At 64.3% G+C, this 14,825-nt stretch carries 15 protein-coding genes; 8 read left to right on the top strand and 7 right to left on the bottom strand.

What is annotated here, in order from left to right; genetic code table 11:
- Positions 1 to 89 precede the first annotated feature (89 nt).
- A complete protein-coding gene (locus tag NO877_RS10900) occupies positions 90 to 599 on the bottom strand; it encodes a YciE/YciF ferroxidase family protein (protein ID WP_256396366.1) in 510 nt (169 codons plus the stop codon).
- Positions 600 to 785: 186 nt separating this feature from the next.
- Here NO877_RS10900 and priS point away from each other — a divergent pair, with 186 nt between their 5' ends.
- Both priS and NO877_RS10910 read left to right on the top strand, forming a co-directional pair.
- Positions 786 to 1,940 carry a DNA primase small subunit PriS gene (gene priS, locus NO877_RS10905; RefSeq protein ID WP_256396367.1) on the top strand — a complete coding sequence of 385 codons (1,155 nt, stop codon included), beginning with the start codon at positions 786 to 788 and terminating at the stop codon, positions 1,938 to 1,940.
- A complete protein-coding gene (locus tag NO877_RS10910) occupies positions 1,937 to 2,959 on the top strand; it encodes a DNA replication complex subunit Gins51 (protein ID WP_256396368.1) in 1,023 nt (340 codons plus the stop codon). The genes priS and NO877_RS10910 overlap by 4 nt, the downstream gene beginning before the upstream one ends.
- Before the next feature lie 71 nt (positions 2,960 to 3,030).
- On the opposite strand, the gene NO877_RS10915 is transcribed toward NO877_RS10910, so the two are convergent.
- The 3 genes from NO877_RS10915 to NO877_RS10925 all read right to left on the bottom strand — a co-directional run bounded on the left by NO877_RS10915 (position 3,031) and on the right by NO877_RS10925 (position 5,600).
- Positions 3,031 to 3,462: a universal stress protein gene (locus NO877_RS10915; protein WP_256396369.1), complete on the bottom strand. Its 432-nt coding sequence runs from the start codon at positions 3,460 to 3,462 to the stop codon at positions 3,031 to 3,033.
- Positions 3,463 to 3,566: 104 nt separating this feature from the next.
- Positions 3,567 to 4,016 carry a universal stress protein gene (locus tag NO877_RS10920; protein WP_256396370.1) on the bottom strand — a complete coding sequence of 150 codons (450 nt, stop codon included), beginning with the start codon at positions 4,014 to 4,016 and terminating at the stop codon, positions 3,567 to 3,569.
- Between the two features lie 75 nt (positions 4,017 to 4,091).
- A complete protein-coding gene (locus NO877_RS10925) occupies positions 4,092 to 5,600 on the bottom strand; it encodes a methyl-accepting chemotaxis protein (RefSeq protein WP_256396371.1) in 1,509 nt (502 codons plus the stop codon).
- A 269-nt stretch (positions 5,601 to 5,869) separates the two neighbouring features.
- Here NO877_RS10925 and NO877_RS10930 point away from each other — a divergent pair, with 269 nt between their 5' ends.
- The 5 genes from NO877_RS10930 (at position 5,870) to NO877_RS10950 (ending at position 9,657) form a co-directional block, all read left to right on the top strand.
- Entirely contained in the window at positions 5,870 to 6,691 is an 822-nt protein-coding gene (locus NO877_RS10930) for a YqcI/YcgG family protein (protein WP_256396372.1), read from the top strand.
- Positions 6,688 to 7,257 (top strand): cysteine hydrolase family protein, encoded by a 570-nt coding sequence (locus NO877_RS10935; protein WP_256396373.1) that lies wholly within the window; start codon positions 6,688 to 6,690, stop codon positions 7,255 to 7,257. Before NO877_RS10930 ends, NO877_RS10935 begins: the two co-directional genes overlap by 4 nt.
- Positions 7,258 to 7,352: 95 nt before the next feature.
- Entirely contained in the window at positions 7,353 to 8,330 is a 978-nt protein-coding gene (locus NO877_RS10940) for a hydroxyacid dehydrogenase (RefSeq protein WP_256396374.1), read from the top strand.
- Complete coding sequence (locus NO877_RS10945; protein WP_256396375.1) at positions 8,327 to 9,112, top strand: HpcH/HpaI aldolase family protein; 786 nt, start codon at positions 8,327 to 8,329, stop codon at positions 9,110 to 9,112. The genes NO877_RS10940 and NO877_RS10945 overlap by 4 nt, the downstream gene beginning before the upstream one ends.
- A gap of 56 nt (positions 9,113 to 9,168) precedes the next feature.
- The gene (locus NO877_RS10950) at positions 9,169 to 9,657 is read left to right on the top strand and encodes a DUF3592 domain-containing protein (RefSeq protein ID WP_256396376.1); all 489 of its coding nucleotides are present in this window, start codon (positions 9,169 to 9,171) and stop codon (positions 9,655 to 9,657) included.
- A 23-nt stretch (positions 9,658 to 9,680) separates the two neighbouring features.
- Here NO877_RS10950 and NO877_RS10955 read toward each other — a convergent pair whose 3' ends face one another.
- Both NO877_RS10955 and thsA read right to left on the bottom strand, forming a co-directional pair.
- Positions 9,681 to 11,054, bottom strand: coding sequence for an FAD-dependent oxidoreductase (locus NO877_RS10955; protein WP_256396377.1), 1,374 nt, complete (start codon positions 11,052 to 11,054; stop codon positions 9,681 to 9,683).
- A gap of 258 nt (positions 11,055 to 11,312) precedes the next feature.
- A complete protein-coding gene (gene thsA, locus NO877_RS10960; RefSeq protein WP_256396378.1) occupies positions 11,313 to 12,881 on the bottom strand; it encodes a thermosome subunit alpha in 1,569 nt (522 codons plus the stop codon).
- A 177-nt stretch (positions 12,882 to 13,058) separates the two neighbouring features.
- Here thsA and NO877_RS10965 point away from each other — a divergent pair, with 177 nt between their 5' ends.
- Positions 13,059 to 13,880 (top strand): amidohydrolase family protein, encoded by an 822-nt coding sequence (locus NO877_RS10965; protein ID WP_256396626.1) that lies wholly within the window; start codon positions 13,059 to 13,061, stop codon positions 13,878 to 13,880.
- 7 nt (positions 13,881 to 13,887) lie between these two features.
- Here NO877_RS10965 and NO877_RS10970 read toward each other — a convergent pair whose 3' ends face one another.
- Positions 13,888 to 14,796, bottom strand: coding sequence for a glycosyltransferase family 2 protein (locus tag NO877_RS10970; RefSeq protein WP_256396379.1), 909 nt, complete (start codon positions 14,794 to 14,796; stop codon positions 13,888 to 13,890).
- Between the last annotated feature and the right edge of the window lie 29 nt (positions 14,797 to 14,825).

Genomic DNA, 14,825 nt, shown 5'->3' on the forward strand with positions numbered 1-14,825 from the left:
ATTGAAAGAAACGGACAACGAGTTGATTCACCGCGGGTACCTGTCTCCGATCGAGTGACGACAGGCTACTCGGGTGCGTTCGGCTCGCCTTAGCCCATCAATCGACCGAGAAGCTGGTGGACGGTCGAGCCGCTCATCGTTCCTTTTAGCTCTTTGAGCGTGGCCTCCTCCTGGTCGAGGTTTTCCTCAAGGGGTTCGGTGACTTCGTTCGGGAGATCCAGCCGATCGGCATGGGTCAGCAGTCCTTCGTAGGCCGAAATCTCCAGGCGCTCGACTTTCACCCCTGCGCCGACGTTGTAGAGGTCGATCAGGTCCGTATCCGCGACGGCGCTATCGAGGAACGCCTGTCGGTCCTCGATGAGGCCGTCGAGAGCGTGACACTGCCGCAGTTCGGTCGGCTCGTCGAGGGCATCGAAGACGCCTTCGAGCCGTCGGGCCTGCTCGGCGGTCTCCCGCTGGTGGGTTTCGAACCCCTCGCTGATCGTCTCGTCGGCCGTGCTCTCGACCATCTCGTCGAGGATGTCGACCAGTTCGGTCTCGATGTAGTACACCTGCTGGAGTTCGTAGACGAACTTGTCGTGGAGGGTTTCGACTGTCATAGAACCACACCTCACCCATCCACGAACCGCCGTGTAAGTGTTCATCCGGCTTGCTCACACTCGGTTTCCGGCTACGGTCGGTTGGTTGCCAGTCGGTGGTGGCGCTCGGTGGCGGCGCTGGGTCGGCGTTCCTGTGGCCGACCGAACGGTAACGACTTTAGTAGCCTCTGCATAACCACGAGTCGAATGGACGACCGCACCCGTGAGTACCTCCAGGACCGCTTCGGCGATTACTACCGGGGGTCGACGGTTGCGCTCCCGCCCGCGGCCAACGAACGCGAGTGGGGCCACATCCCGTGGACGCCCGGCACGGGCACGACGATGGTTCGCCACCAGTCCCAACTCGATCTCGGCGACGTCGACGACTTCCTGGCCCGCGAAGCCCCGCGGCACGCCTACTTTTCGGCCGCCCGCTACACCGACCCTTCCGCGAGCACGATGTCTCAAAAGGGGTGGCAGGGCGCGGACCTCGTATTCGATCTTGACGCCGACCACCTCCCCAGCATCGACCCCGACGACGCGACCTACGCCGAGATGCTGGCCGCCTGCAAGGACGCTCTCTACCGCCTGCTGACGTTCGTCGAGGACGATTTCGGCTTCGACGACGTGAGCGTCGTCTTCTCGGGCGGGCGGGGCTACCACGTCCACGTTCGGGACGAGGAGATCCAGGACCTCGATAGCGACGCGCGCCGCGAGATCGTCGATTATGTACTGGCTAACGGGCTGGATACTGACGGACTGATCCGGATCGTCTCTCCTGGAGCCACCAACCAGCGGATGTTGCAGACCGAGGGTGGGTGGGGACGCAGAGTCCACCGGGAGATGGTCGATCTCGCCGACGAACTTCGGGAGATGGACGACGAGGAGGCGCTCGCCCGCCTCACCGAGATCGACGGCATCGGCGACGGCCGCGCCGAGACCATTCTGGGTTCCCTCAAAGCGAACCCCGATGCGATCGGCGAGGGGAACATGGAGGCGGGCGGGCCCGGCATCCGACTGCTCAAAGACACGCTCGTCGAGCGGGTCATCGAGACCCAGACGGCCCCGATCGACGAACCCGTTACCACCGACACCCACCGACTCATTCGCCTGCCGAAGACGCTACACGGCGGCAGCGGACTCGTGGTGACACCCATCGACCGCGACGATCTCGACGCCTTCGATCCGCTGGTCGATGCGGTGCCCGATCGGTTCCGCGGCCGGGAGATCGAGATTACGACCGACGAACCGCGGCGGGTCGAACTCGCGGGCGACATAACTAAGTTGGAGCCGGGTACACACACAGTAGCAGAGTACGTCGGCGTCTTTCTTATGGCGCGCGGCGAGGCCGACAAAACATGAAACTCGACGAGCTTCGGACAGTCCAATCGAAGGAACGCCGCAAGGACAGCCTCCAGCAGCTGCGGGATTCCTTCTACGAAGACGTCGCGGCCTACTTACAGGACCTCAAGGCCAGCCGGGACCGCCGCGCCAAACAGGTCGAGAACCCCTTCTCGGACGACGAAGTCCGGCGGCTCTCCGACGAGCTGGAAACCGCCGAGGAGGTCGCCGAAGCGGTGTACGAACGGCGCGTCGGCAAAGTGGTCAAGCTCGCCTCGTTTGCCGCCGCCGAGATGCCGGTCGACGACGATGGGATGACTACCGAGGAACGGGACCTCTTCGAGGACCTGGTCGACCGCATCGAACGGAACAAAAACGCGGTCCTCGACGTGCTGTCCGGCAACGGCGAGTCGGCCGAGCAGGCCGGTGCGGCTACGGCCGACGCGGAGCCGACGCCGCCACCGTCTCCGACCGACCGAGCCGCGGAACCCGAGCCCGCAACCGAGTCGGCCGCCGACGGGGTGCTCGCCGATGCGATGGGCGGCAACTCGGAGTCGACAGCTGAAACAGCCGAGCAAGCCACGCCCGCAGCCCCCGAACAGACAGCGTCGAGTACGCCCGAGACGGAGCCGACCGATAGCTCGCCCGAGGAGATCCCGCCGCCGGAGGCCGAGCCCGAGCCCGACGCCGTGTTGGGGACATCGACCGATGGCGGAACGGCCACCGACGTGGCGAGCGATGCTCCTGGAGGCGACACACCCCTCGACCAGCCACCGACGGCGTCGGCTGGCGGTGACGCGGAGGCAGCCGACGACAGTCCGGACCCGACCAACGCGAACCCGGACCCAACCGACGAATCCGGGGCGGCATCGGATACCGACGGCGAGGACCGAACCACGGTTCGAATCACGAAAAACGTCGGCGAGATATTCGGCGTCGACGGCCGGGAGTACACCCTCCGCTCGGAGGACGTGGTCACCCTGCCGACGACGAACGCCGACCCGCTGGTCGATCGGGATGCCGCGATGCGACTCGACTGACTCGCGGGACGTATTCGGCGCAGTAGCTCCTGACGACGTAGATATCCGCAGTGAAAATTCCGTTCTGCTCGTTATTTGACGATCGTTACGGGGACGGTTGCTTTGTCCAGGACGCTTTTGGCGACGCTGCCGACCCGGTTCGAGGCGTCGTCAGCCTCGCCGTGGTGGCCGACGTAGATCGCGTCGAAGCCGTTTTCGGCGGCGTAGGCCGTGATCCTGTCGGCGGGCTGGCCAGCCAACAGTTCGGTCGACGTTTCGATACTCGCCTCGCGTTTGTCGGCGGCCGTCTCAGCCAATCGTTCGGCCTCCGACAGCAGTTGTGTCCCGTGGTCGACAGCCGTCTCGCTGCCCGGAATCACGAGGCTGCCGTCGACCAGTTTCGGCTCGGGTGTGAGCACGTGGACGATTTCGAGCGGCGCATCCCACGCGGTCGACTCGATGGCGGCGTGTTCGATCGCTCTGTCGCTGACATCGGAGCCGTCTGTTGCCACGAGATACTTCATAACTGGACGTTAGCAGGCAGATACTAATCAGTACAGGACCTTCCCATGCGGTGAGAACTGTGGCTGTTGTTGTCGGCCGTACTCCCGACTGGATCGCCGCCGAGCTACTCGGTGTGACGGACGATGTGAACGTCGTACTGCGGGTCCTTCGACAGCGGGCTGCCGACGCTCGTCACCGGCGTCGAGATGCGCCCGGCGTTCTCGGTGCCGATGAAGATCACCGAGACGTCGAGTTCGGCGGCGACTTCTCGGATCGTCCGCGTGATATCGTCGGTCGCGGTGGCAGTCAACACCTCGCTGTCGGCGGGCTGCTCGCAGCGAAAGCTCGTCGCCGGGGAGATCTCCTCGACCTGCTGTTCGAACTGCTGGCACAACGCTTTGGGGTCGTAGGCCGCCTCCGAGGGGACCCACCCTCGCTCGACGGCGAACCCCGCGTCATCGGGGAACACCGTCAGGGCGACGCTCTCCTCGTCGCGGCTGTCGGCGAACGTCTCGGCCCGCTTCAGGGCGGTCTTGGCTAGTTCCGAGCCATCGAACGGCGTGAGGACAGTCATATATCCGGCTTCGGCTGGCGGTCTTTTATACTCACCGTCGACTCCCGACCACTGGGAGCCCGGTCGGCTCTCTGGTTAGCGACCGTCGAGCCGACAGGTGTTGTCGGCCGCGCCGACGTAGAACGACTGGAGCTGCTGGGGCACCGTCGTTTCGTCGACGACGTTCACCACGAGGTCGTCGTCGCTCAGCGTCTCGCCGTCGTTGGCGTAGGTATTCTCCCTGACGGCCGCCTCACCCATCAGGTCGAGTTCCCCCGCGATGTTGCCGATCACCACGCAGGGCCGGTCCCGCTTGGCGTCGACCTGACTGTTGGCTCGCGAGAGGCTGCTCTTGGTCACATCGATCACGTTCTCCTCGGGTCGCCAGGAGCCGAAGAGGTCGAGAACGAACAGCCGGTTGCTCGCCAGCGCGTCGTCGAGGGTGACACCCGCCTCGCGTTGCAGGACGGTTTGGAGCGTCGACCGGTCGAGGCTGGCCGTCGGCGACAGCGAGACGGCCCACCCGGCGTCGATCGCCGCCGCAGCAAAGCCCGCGACCGCTTCGTCGACTGCGCTCTCGGCGGTCGGTGACCCTTCGGTGTCGGTGAGAATGACGTCGCGGGAGCCCGCGGGCAGGCTGCCGTCGCGGTCGAAGTCGTCGATCCCCGTCGGGACGGTGTCGGCCTCGTCGAGCCGCCGGTCGCGGTGCTGGCGCGCGGTCGACAGCGCGTCGTCGATCTCGCCGAGCAGGTCGGTCGTCTGGGCCCGCTCGTCGTGGATCTCGGTGACAGAGGACTCGATCTCGCGGGCCGCATCGGCGGTGTTCCGGGTAACGTTCGCCACCCGGGTGCTGGCCTCCGCGCCCTCCGAGACCGCTTCGGAGACCTCGTCGACCCCCGCGGCTGCCGACTCCATCTCGTCGTCGACGATATCCAGCTGGGATTCGGCGGTGGTGACCTCTTCGGCCCCGGTTTCGACCGCCTCGACGGCCGAATCGAGCGCGTCGGTCAGCTCGTCGGTCACCGACTGAATCTCCGTAACCGAGGTTTCGATCTCCTCGGTTCGGGACTGGGACTCCTCGGCCAGCGATTTGACCTCGTCGGCGACGACCGCGAACCCCGCGCCGTCCTCGCCCGCGCGGGCGGCCTCGATCGAGGCATTGAGCGCGAGCAGATTGGTTTGGTCGGCGATATCGTCGATCACGTCGACGACCTCGTTGATGCGATCGATCTGGGATTCGAGCGTCTCGACCCGGTTGGCGACCCGCTGTGTGGCCGCCGACGCCGCTTCCATCGCTTCGGTCGCCTCACTCGTCGCCTCCCGGCCGTCGGAGGCAGCTGTCGCCGCCCGATCAGTCGTCGCGCTCACCTCGTCGGCGCTGGCGGCGACCTCCTGGATCGTCGCACTCAGGTCAGTGACGTCCTCGGCGACGGTCTCCATGTCCTCGACCTGCGTGCTCGCGGCATCCCGAATCAACGAGAGCCGCTCGTCGACCGACTCCGAGGTGGCGTGAACGACGCCAACCGCCCCCTGTGCGTTCGCGATCAACCCGTCTTCGATACCAACACCTTCGCCCCCTACCGGGGTCGACTGCTCTGTTGCCATTGGTTGTGTTGTGAACGAATAACAAGCCACTAAAGTATTTATATAGAATATAAATAGTGAACAATTTTGAGAGCAAACAATGGGCATTCGTTTCGAATTGTGATATATGAGTTGTAAATCGCTTATTTTGGAGTGGATTCGAAGGTTCGTTTGATTTTGGTCCTTTTATATTCTGTTTTTACGATCTCTCCGCGTGTTTCACTGCTGTCGACGGCGTTCTGCGACCGGAAGACCGAAGCGATGAAGAAACCCGACAGCCTACGGTTGGTATGGTAGACCGGATCAGTGGCAAACTATTAGACCAGGAGACGCTCGCCCGGCGCGTCGCGCGCGGCGAGGCCCCCGACTGGGTTGCCGACCACTGGTGTTCGTTCCGTGACGGCTTGCTCGGCGAACGGAACGGTTCGCCGTTTCCCTGCTATTTCGGGATCGAATCCGTCAAAAACGGCGAGCCGCTGTACGCCGTGGTGCCGTCGCTGACCGACAAGGACGCCCTGCTCGATCTCGGGCGCGTCCTCGGGGAGTACCTCGATAGCTGGCAAGAGTACAGCGAGACCGCCTCGCTGGTGACGTTCTTCAAACCGCCCGAGACGGAGCTCTCGGAGGCTGACTATCACGAACACCTCTGGCACATCCTCCAGTTCCTCCACGTCCACGACCCCGAGCCGTGGCCCGAGGAGATCCCGACCGACCCCGACGACCCCTACTGGGAGTTTTCCTTCGCTGGCGAGCCGATCTTCCCGACCTGCCGGGCCCCCTTTTATGAGACGCGGAAGAGCCGCTACTGTCCGATCGGCCTGGAGATCACCTTCCAGCCGCGGGCGCTGTTCGAGACGCTCGATGTCACCGCCGACACCGAGAAAGGCCAGCACGCCCGCGAGGTGATTCAAGATCGGCTTGAGGACTACGACGGCGTCTGCCCCCACGCCGACATCGGCGACTGGGGCGTCGACGGCGACCGCGAGTGGCCCCAGTATCTGCTCTCGGCGGACGACGACCAAGCCCCCGACGACTGCCCCATCGCCGTCTCCCGCGAACATCCCAAATCACGGCGGCTCATCGACGACGGGGAGCCGGTGGCCTCGATATGAGCCTCGTGCTCGGCGATCGGCCGGTACTCGTGCTCGTCGACTTCCAGGAGGGGTTCGACGAGCCGCGGTGGGGCGAGCGGAACAATCCCGAAGCCGAGACTCGGGCGGCCGACCTGCTGGCGGCCTGGCGCGAGCGGGGGCTGCCGGTCGTCCACGTCCGCCACGACTCGACCGACCCCGACTCCCCACTCCGCGGCGACGCATCCGGCTTCGCTTTTAAATCCAACCTCCAGCCCCGCGACGACGAGCCGGAGTTCGTCAAGCGCGTCAACGGCGCATTTATAAACACCGGGCTGGACGCGTGGCTCCGCGAGCGGGACCTCGAAACGCTTGTCGTCTGTGGATTGACGACCGACCACTGTGTCTCGACGACGACGCGGATGGCCGAAAACAGGGGGTACGAAGTCGTCGTCGCTCGGGACGCGACGGCGACGTTCGACCGCCACCTCGACGGCGAGCGGTTCGACGCCGAGACGGTCCACCGCACTGCCCTCGCTCACCTCAACGGGGAGTTCGCCACGATCGCTGACGCCGAGACGGTGATCGGCCGAATAGCCACTCTCTGAAATATATCAAAATCCTCGATATTCAGAGATATGGGGCCTGAAACAGCTGTTTTTCGACTCCTATACTTTTCACCGATCGTCACAAATCTGGTGGTATGTCAGCCCCGTGGCAGATATTGCTCCCTCCAGAGATCGATCCGGCAGGTCCGTCATCGATCGACGATTTCGCCGACTGTACCGGCATGGATGCCTACGATAGCGTCGACGATGCGCTCGGCGATATCGCACAATACGACGCGGTCATTGTGAGGGTCGCCGAACTCGATCGGGAGGTGATCGAGCGCGCCGAGAGCCTGCAGGTGATCGCCAAACACGGTAGCGGACTGGATAACGTCGATATCGAGGCGGCCTCCGAACACGACATCGTGGTCTGCAACACCCCCGGAGTCAACGCCCGGTCGGTGGCCGAACACGCGATTGCCCTCCAGTTCGGCGTCCGACGCAACCTCGCGGCCGCCGACCGCCACGTCCGTGCGGGCGGCTGGGATCGCTCGGCGTTCGTCGGCTACGAACTCCAGGACAGTACCCTCGGACTGATGGGCTTCGGCTCAATCGCCCACGAAACCGCGGCCATCGCCCAAGGAATCGGCCTCGACGTCATCATTTACGATCCGAACCACCCCGCCGACCGGATCCCCGAGGGGATCGGCCGCGTCGACGAACTCATCGACCTCTTCAGGGAGTCGGATGCGGTGAGCCTCCATGTGCCGCTGGTCGATGGCACCTACCACGCCGTCTCGACCGCGCAGTTCGAGGCCCTCGGCGAAGACGGCGTCCTCATCAATACCTCCCGCGGTGGCGTCGTCGACAAAGACGCCCTGCTTGCGGCACTCGACAACGACGTGATCGCCGGGGCGGGCATCGACAACTTCGAGGAGGAGCCGCCGGGGGCCGACCATCCGATCTACGAGCATAGCGAGGTCCTGATGACTCCACACATTGCTGGCGTCACCTATGACGCCCTCGAACGCATGAGTCGCGGCGCGGCGGCCAACGTCCGGACCGTCTACGAGGGCGGCCTGCCGGCATCGACGGTCAACCGCGAGGCACTCGAAGGGGAGGCGAGCCAATGAGGACCGAAAACGGGTTCCGGCGCGCAGTCGAGAACGGCGAGACGATCTTCGGCGCGGCGTGTGCGACCTTCTCGCCGACAGTCATCGAGACGCTCGGCACCGTCGGCATGGATTTCGTCTGGCTGGATTTCGAACACGGCGGGCCGAGTCCTTACGACAGCACCGTCTTCGAGGAGCTCACGCGCGCCGCGGAGGCTGGCGACACCGAACTCCTGGTCCGGCTGCCGAAACCCGAGCCCGCACTCGTCAGGAAGGTCCTGGATGCGGGCGTCCGGACGATCCTCATTCCCCGGATCGAGACGGCCGACCAGCTCCGCCCGGCGCTCGAAGCCGCCCACTTCGCCTACGATGGCGATGTCGGCGACCGCGGGGTCGGCGTCGGCCGCACCAGCGAGTGGGAGGGCTACGTCGACAGCCACATCGGCGGCGAGGACAGCGAGGTGCTGGTGGGGACGATGATCGAAAACCAACAGGCCGTCGAGAACATCGAAGAGGTCCTCTCGCTGCCAGGGCTCGGCTTTGCCTTTCTCGGCCCGGCGGACCTCTCGATGTCGTTGTCCGGCGGCGACCCCTTGGACAAGAACCCCGAACAACTACAGGCCGCCATCGACCGCACCCGCGAGGCCTGTCTGGAGGCTGGCGTCCCGATCGGGCGGATTCAGAACGATCCGATTGCTGCGCGCGAGGCCGTCGAACAGGGGTTCCAGATCGTCCGTATCGGCGGCGATACCGGCGCGATCCGCTCGACGCTGAGCGGGCGGCTCGATCTGGTCACCGAATAGCTGACGGGGATCGACCGTCGGCGTAGCCTTTTGGCCGTGGGTCGACAATTCCCGATATGGCCGTCACACCCGAAACCGCCGTCTTCGGTGTGACAAGCGCGCTTCTCGTAGTGGCTGGTCTCGCGTTGTCCTGGAGCGGGGCTCGGCAGTACCGTCACCAACGTGGGGCTGTTAGCCGCGCCGAGGCGGCCAGCGGCACGATCGAGACCGTCGATATCGAACAGGTAAAAAACGGCACTAGGTCGGCGTACGTTCCCGCAGTCACATACGAGTATCAGACGCCGACCCAGCGGCTTCGCGGCACGCGGATCTACCCCGGTTCGAGCCGGTATACGAAACTGTTCCACAGCGAATCGGCGGTCCGCTCGGTGATCGATAACTACGAGCCCGGCGCGTCGACGACCGTCTACTACGACCGGGCCAACCCACATCACTCGTTTCTCGACCCGACTCCCCACCGCGGTCCGAACCTCGCACGGATCGGCTTCGGCCTCGGACTGGTCAGTCTCGGCGTAGTCCTCCTGTCGCTGTCGGGAGTTATATAAAAACAGCCAGCACAGCCAGCAGTTCAGTCGTCGGCCGGAGCCGGTTCGGCTTCGGCCTCGCGCGGGAAGTTGTCGATCGTCGCCCGGCGGAAGCCGTCCTCGTCGAACTCGTGTTCGCCATCGAGGAACTCGATCACTTGCTTGGTGTCGCGCATCGCGTTCTTCAGACAGGTCGAGGCCCCCGGCGAGGGCGTGATGTTGAAGATGATGTCGTCGCCGGTGATTTTGGCCTCGCCCATATCGAGAGATTTCGTCTTCGTGTTGACGATCTGCGGCCGGATGCCGCCGAACCCTTTCGCTCGCTTGATGTCGCCCTCCTCGACAGTCGGGACGACCTTCTGGACGTCCGGCAGGAACGTCTTCCGGCCGACCACGGGGATATCGTACAGCAGGTTTTCGATGACGAACGGGAAGAGGATCCGGTCGGCCATGATGTTGGCGTAGCTGAGGAAGGAGTCCGGATTCATCCCGAAGACGTCGAAGAAGTCCGGAACCGACGACAGCTCGCCGCGTTCGAGCCCCGGGACGACCTTCGCGGTTGGGCCGAACCGCGTCATGTTCTGGTCGTGGACCTCGGCGTCGCCGTGGACCGCCGCGAACGGCAGTTTCTTCATCTGGAGGGTGTAGACCTTCCCGTTCAGGAGGCCCTCGTTGGCGACGAAGAAGCTCCCCGCGACCGGCAGCAGCGACAGGTCCTCGCCGTAGCCCATTTTCTTGGCGATCTGGAGGCTGTGGGAGCCCGCGGTGACGACTGTCGTATCCGCCGCGAACCAGCCCTCGTTTTCGGTCTCGATGAGGAACTCGTCGTCGGTCTCGTTGACGCGCTCGACTTTGGTTCCGGTGTAGACATCGACGTGTTCGTGTTCCCGGACCTGATCGACGAAGGCCTTCGAGAGTTCGCCGTAGTCGACGGTGTAGCCGTCGGGCGTCTGGAGCGCGAGTAGCTCTTTGCTCGGATCACGACCCTCGACGACCTTGGGCTCGATCTCGGCGATCTCCTCGCGGCCGATGGCTTCGAGTTTGGGGAACAGATCGCCGAACCCCTCGTCGTCGTAGCGGGATTCGAGCTTGTCGACCTCGTCGTCGCCGACCGCCAGCACCATCTTGCTCCGCTTGCTGTGCATCTCGCGGTCGGGGTCTTTGGCTTCGAGATAGCCCGCGACCATCTCCGCGCCCTCCTTGACTTTCTCGGCCTTTTCGAGGGTATAGTTGGTCTCGATATCTCCGAAGTGGAGCGTCTGGGAGTTGTTCGTGTGGTGGGAGTTGATCGCCGCGATCTCGTCTTCCTTTTCGATCAGTGCGACCCGCTCGATGTCGGTGAACGTGGCAACCGTGTACAGTAACGATGCGCCGCTGATTCCGCCGCCAACGATGACTAAGTCGTATTCTTTCGGCATATGTAGTGTGTCCCTCGGAATCGCTGACTGTCTTCGACCTAATGTGGTCGTCGACCTACAAAGGAGCTACTATCTCTGCTGCCGTGTGTTACCACAGCTACTACCCGATGCAGTCAGGTAGTTAGTCGGCGACTATTTATATTGGTTCGAGAACGGTACGCCTCGTTTCGCTGTCAGCTCGACGATTCGATGCGGATTGCCGAATACACAGCGAGAGTCGGTACCAGTATGTAAAAGCCGGACCGCGGGGTGCGTCGACTACTCCGAGGTGATGACGTCGTCGATCCGCAGGATCATCGTCGCAGCCTCGGTCGCCGACTCGATAGCCTCGCGTTTGACCGCCGCTGGGTCCAGGATACCTGCCTCGACGGGATCGCCGATCTCGCCGCTGCGGCCGGTCGAAACGATGCCAGCGATCCCCTCCGCATCGTGCTGGGCGCGGAGGTCGACCAGCGCGTCGATGGCGTCCATCCCGGTGTTTTCGGCCAGCGTGCGCGGCAGGGCGTCGACGGCGTCGGCGAAGGCGTCGATAGCGAGCTGTTTGCGACCCTCGACACCGGCGGCGTGGCTCCGGATGTGGTCGGAGATGGCGACCTCGGTGCCACCCGCACCGGGGACGACGCCACCTTTGTCGAGGGCGGCGATGGTGACGTCGATCGCGTCGTTGAGCGCGCGTTCGAGCTCGTCGATCACGTGGTCGGTGCTGCCGCGGACGAACAGCGTGACGTAGTCGGTCTCGGTGCCGCCGTCGACGAAGGCAGCCTCCTCGTCGCCGTAGGTTTGGATCGACACCGAGTCGACCGTGCCGAGATCCTCGGTATCGAGGTCAGACAGCGTGCCGAGGTGTTTCGCACCCGTCGCCTTGGCGAGTGACTTCGATTTCTTCGAGGAGACGCTCTCGAAGGCCAGGATCCCGGCGTCGGCCAGATAGCCAGCCACGCGGTCGTCGATGTCGCCGGTACAGAACAACACCTCGACGCCCGCGTCGGTCAGCGTCTCGGCGTAGCGCCGGAGCTCGCTGTCTTCGGCCTCGACGGCGGCGTTGAGCTGGTCGACGCTCGAAACCTTGTACTCGGCGTCGGCCTCGCTCGTCCGGACTTCGAGGTCGGCATCCAGAATCGCCGCGGTCGCGTCTTCGACGCTGCGGGGCATGTTGGCGTTGGCGGGCTCCTCGCTGAGCACGACGCCGTCGACGAGTTCGGTCGCACTGGAGGCCGCGCCGGTCTGGGTGTGGATGCGGATGTCTTCGCGGTCGATTCGGTCGCCGCCTGCGACCTGCTGGACGGCCCCGACGACCTGTGCAGCCAGCACCTCGGCGGTCACGTCGCCGGTCCCTTTGCCGGTCATACTGGATTCGGCGACCGCTTCGAGAATGTCGTCGTCGAGGTCGATGTCCAGGACCTGCTCGTCGATGGCCTCCTGGGCGAGGCGGGCGGCCTCGTGATACCCCTCGACGATCACCGTCGGGTGGAGATCCGAGTCGAGCAGCTCCTCGGCCTCCGAGAGGAGTTCGCCCGCCAGCACTGCGGCAGTCGTTGTTCCATCGCCGACTTCCACTTCCTGGGTCTCGGCGACCTCGACGATCATCTGTGCGGCGGGATGCTCGATATCCATCGTGTTGAGGATGGTCGCGCCGTCGTTGGTGATGGTGACATCACCCGACGAGCCGACGAGCATCTTGTCCATTCCTTTCGGGCCCAGTGTGGTCCGCACCGCGTTGGCAACGGCCTTGCCTGCGCGAATGTTTGAGTCTTGGGCGGCCTGTCCTTTCGTCCGTTCGTTGTTCTCCGAGAGAATGAACAGTGGCTGTTGACCTCGTGATGACATTATGAATACCCTCACTACCAGATGGTTTGCAGTTCTATATAAAATTTTCTATCCTTGATTCCGCTAATCACCCGAGGGAGCGGCGGTAGAGGAGACGACCGCTCCAGGACAACCCTGAAACGGAGACAGTCGACTGTGCTGAAACAACTATTAGGGAGGCGGTCCGACGAGGAGACGATGTTGGAGTTGGAACACGGCTTTCGCGTGGTCGACTGTCACGCCTACCTCGACCACGACGAGATGGCCGTGACGACCTACGGGCGGGACACCGGCCCCGACCAGCTGGAACGGGAGTGCCACCAGGCCGGTATCGTCCGGGCGGCGGTCTCGCCCAGTCCCCACGCCGAGACCACGGGCTATCTCCGGGCGAACAACGCGGTCGCCCGGCTCAGCGTCGATCGACCGTTTCTCGCCTTCGCCCGGCTCAACGGCCAGCTGGATGCCACCGGCGGGGCGATTGCCACAATGCGGAATATGCGGGCCACACGCGAGAACTACCATACCCGACCGGGTGATGTCGAACAGTACGCCTATGACGACCGGTTTCACGGCTTCGTCCTCGATCCCGCGGTCGACGGACTCCCTGACGAGGAGGTCCGCGACGAGTTGGCGGCCGTCGACTTGCCGGTGATCGTCTACTGCCGGGATTCGTTTTCGCCGCGGGCGGCCGAAGGCGAACTCATCGGCGAGGGGTTCCCCGTTATTCTGGCTGGCTTCGGCGGCTACCCCATGGATCGCGGGCGAATGGCCGAATCGCTCGATCTTTTGGACGCCTACGACCGGCTGTATCTGGACTCGTGGGCGGTCCGCTCCCGAGAACTGCTCGAACGCGGCCTTCTAGAATATCCAGACCGTATCCTCTTCGGCAGCGGCACGCCACAAGTCCATCCGAACGTCGCGATCATGGAGATCCTCACACTCGATGTCTCCGAGGACGCGATGAACAAGGTATTCAACAAGAATCCGACGCGGCTGATTCCTGGCTTCGCCCCGCAGTAGCCACCGCCTACTTGTCCCGCCAGTCGTATCGGGCGACCGCTCTGTCGGCGCGTTTCGAGATGCCATGTGGGTTTCGAGAGGATTCCCGATCCCGTGCTCGGGCGACCATTCCGTCGGAGCTTCCGGTTGCGATCCCCGAGATCACGTCCCGCCCCGTCCCGAACCACGCGGTCGGTTGGGCATCCCCGCCGATCACGTCCCGTGCGGTGGCGGCAGCATCGCCCAGTGCATGGGAGACGGTCCGCCGCAGGACGGTCGGCCGGAGGCCGTAGTTCTTGACTAACCGGTAGGCCAACGCGCGATACTTCCAGCCCCAGTCCCGCTGTGTCTGGCCGCCGTCGGCCTCGTATTCACACCGAACGCACATCTCGGGTTGCCACCTCACGCCGACCTCCATTCCGGCCAGCCGGTGGGCCCCGTCTCGTGCGCCGCCGGTTTCGAGATACTCGTCGAACCCGTCGAGGTCCTCCAGGACGTCGGCCTCGAAGGCGACGTTGCCGCCGGAAAAGTAGGTCACATCACGCCCCGCGATCTGCCGCTGTTCGGCCGACTCGGTCGTCATCCCGCCCGTGACGGTCCGGTGAGTCGGCCCCGTGACGACCGGCGCGTCGGTGAGCCCGTCGACGAGGGCCTGCCGCCAGTCGTCTTCGACCCGTAGGTCGTAACTAACGAAGGCGATCACGTCGCCCGAAGCGACTTCGATGCCCGCGTTGCGGGCGACGTTGACCGTTCGGGCAGAGACTTCCACGAGGACGTCGACGTCGTCTCGGTCGCGTACCATCCCGGTCGTCCCGTCGGCCGAGGGCCCGTTGACGACGATGATTTCGGCGTCGGGAGCCTCGGCTGTCAGCCTGTCGAGACAGGACGACAGCTGGTCTCGTCCGTTGAGGGTTGGAACGACGACCGAAAGCCGCATACATGACGTTTCGAGAGAGAATATATAAA

Source organism: Halohasta litorea (assembly GCF_024494645.1).
GTDB lineage: Archaea > Halobacteriota > Halobacteria > Halobacteriales > Haloferacaceae > Halohasta > Halohasta litorea.

Bases quoted from the DNA above. Each gene is read 5' to 3' on its own strand.
- NO877_RS10900 (WP_256396366.1), bottom strand. From the start codon at position 599: ATGACAGTCGAAACCCTCCACGACAAGTTCGTCTACGAACTCCAGCAG.
- priS (WP_256396367.1), top strand. From the start codon at position 786: ATGGACGACCGCACCCGTGAGTACCTCCAGGACCGCTTCGGCGATTAC.
- NO877_RS10910 (WP_256396368.1), top strand. From the start codon at position 1,937: ATGAAACTCGACGAGCTTCGGACAGTCCAATCGAAGGAACGCCGCAAG.
- NO877_RS10915 (WP_256396369.1), bottom strand. From the start codon at position 3,462: ATGAAGTATCTCGTGGCAACAGACGGCTCCGATGTCAGCGACAGAGCG.
- NO877_RS10920 (WP_256396370.1), bottom strand. From the start codon at position 4,016: ATGACTGTCCTCACGCCGTTCGATGGCTCGGAACTAGCCAAGACCGCC.
- NO877_RS10925 (WP_256396371.1), bottom strand. From the start codon at position 5,600: ATGGCAACAGAGCAGTCGACCCCGGTAGGGGGCGAAGGTGTTGGTATC.
- NO877_RS10930 (WP_256396372.1), top strand. From the start codon at position 5,870: ATGGTAGACCGGATCAGTGGCAAACTATTAGACCAGGAGACGCTCGCC.
- NO877_RS10935 (WP_256396373.1), top strand. From the start codon at position 6,688: ATGAGCCTCGTGCTCGGCGATCGGCCGGTACTCGTGCTCGTCGACTTC.
- NO877_RS10940 (WP_256396374.1), top strand. From the start codon at position 7,353: ATGTCAGCCCCGTGGCAGATATTGCTCCCTCCAGAGATCGATCCGGCA.
- NO877_RS10945 (WP_256396375.1), top strand. From the start codon at position 8,327: ATGAGGACCGAAAACGGGTTCCGGCGCGCAGTCGAGAACGGCGAGACG.
- NO877_RS10950 (WP_256396376.1), top strand. From the start codon at position 9,169: ATGGCCGTCACACCCGAAACCGCCGTCTTCGGTGTGACAAGCGCGCTT.
- NO877_RS10955 (WP_256396377.1), bottom strand. From the start codon at position 11,054: ATGCCGAAAGAATACGACTTAGTCATCGTTGGCGGCGGAATCAGCGGC.
- thsA (WP_256396378.1), bottom strand. From the start codon at position 12,881: ATGTCATCACGAGGTCAACAGCCACTGTTCATTCTCTCGGAGAACAAC.
- NO877_RS10965 (WP_256396626.1), top strand. From the start codon at position 13,059: ATGTTGGAGTTGGAACACGGCTTTCGCGTGGTCGACTGTCACGCCTAC.
- NO877_RS10970 (WP_256396379.1), bottom strand. From the start codon at position 14,796: ATGCGGCTTTCGGTCGTCGTTCCAACCCTCAACGGACGAGACCAGCTG.